Here is a 1,162-nt window from a genome sequence, read left to right as displayed (position 1 = left end):
ACAAGCGTCTGATTCGCCATAGGATCTAAACTCGCTATCGTACCTACCAAGTTCGGGGTAAGGTTCGTATCGGTGACATCAATGCTCGTTACCGTTACATTGCCTGTATTGGTCACCACAAAGGTGTATAAAATCATATCACCTGGACTTACAACACCATCACCATTAGTATCCTCATAAGCACTTGTCTTAACTAAGTCTAATTGAGGCGTTGCGATAATAGGTAGGTTCGTTGGATCATTGCTGTCATCCGTATCAGCATCTGAGTTACCAGGCTGTCCTTCATCATCATTTGCATTGGTACTATCTGATACATCACTTACTGGATTACCATCAGGGTCTGTTCCATTTACTGTTGCTGAATTCTCTACGTTTCCAGCATTCACATCATCTTGGGTAAGGGTATAGGTTGCTGTTACAACTCCTACTCCCATAGGGTCTAAACTAGATGGTGCTACTACTGCTGCATCCAAGCCAATCGTCGTATCTGTAATGGTTAAGTTATCAACCGTTGTGTTTCCTGTATTGGTCACCGTAAAAGTGTAGGTCACCATATCCCCTTCGCCTAATAAGCCATCACCATTGGTATCAGTTAATGCCGATACCGCTTTCGCTAAAACAATCTCAGACATCACTGGTAAATCTGTCGTGGTAGGATCATTATCTGCTCCCGTGTCATCCGCTGGGTTACCAGAGTCTGATGCATCCGTTACTGGATCACCACTTGGGTCTTCTCCTGTAGCTAACGCCTCATTACTCACTTCTCCAGCATTGATATCTTCTTGAGTTAATACATAACTCGCCGTAAAGGTCAATACATCCATTGGGGCTGCATCAAAAGCATCACCATCGCCATCTAAATCTCCACCACCCATTTGGTATATCGGTGTAGGGGCTACTCCTGTTCCTGTAAACACAGTCTCTCCTACCGTAATATCATTTACAGTAACATTGCCCGTATTCTCAACAGTATACACATAATCTATCTGATCACCTACATTCAAGCCAACTGGTGCATTATCTACATATGTACTTGTCTTGATAAGTACAATCATTGGAGTGGATTCGATAGGTGTCGTAGTGACATCATCATCCGCTCCTGTATCATCTGCTGCATTACCTGAATCAGATACATCCATCACCATAGCGCCACTTGGATCAG

The 1,162-nt window shown here is 43.5% G+C and carries 1 protein-coding gene; it reads right to left on the bottom strand.

Annotated elements, in window-relative coordinates; genetic code table 11:
• Positions 1–1,162 (bottom strand): DUF7507 domain-containing protein (locus CHB80_RS24350; RefSeq protein WP_218823106.1); only part of this gene is annotated, 1,162 nt, incomplete at both ends.

This window comes from Dokdonia pacifica (genome assembly GCF_900188275.1).
GTDB classification, from domain to species: Bacteria; Bacteroidota; Bacteroidia; order Flavobacteriales; family Flavobacteriaceae; genus Dokdonia; species Dokdonia pacifica.
Note: the sequence above shows the minus strand (reverse complement) of the source record. Positions and strands in the feature narration are given on the sequence as shown.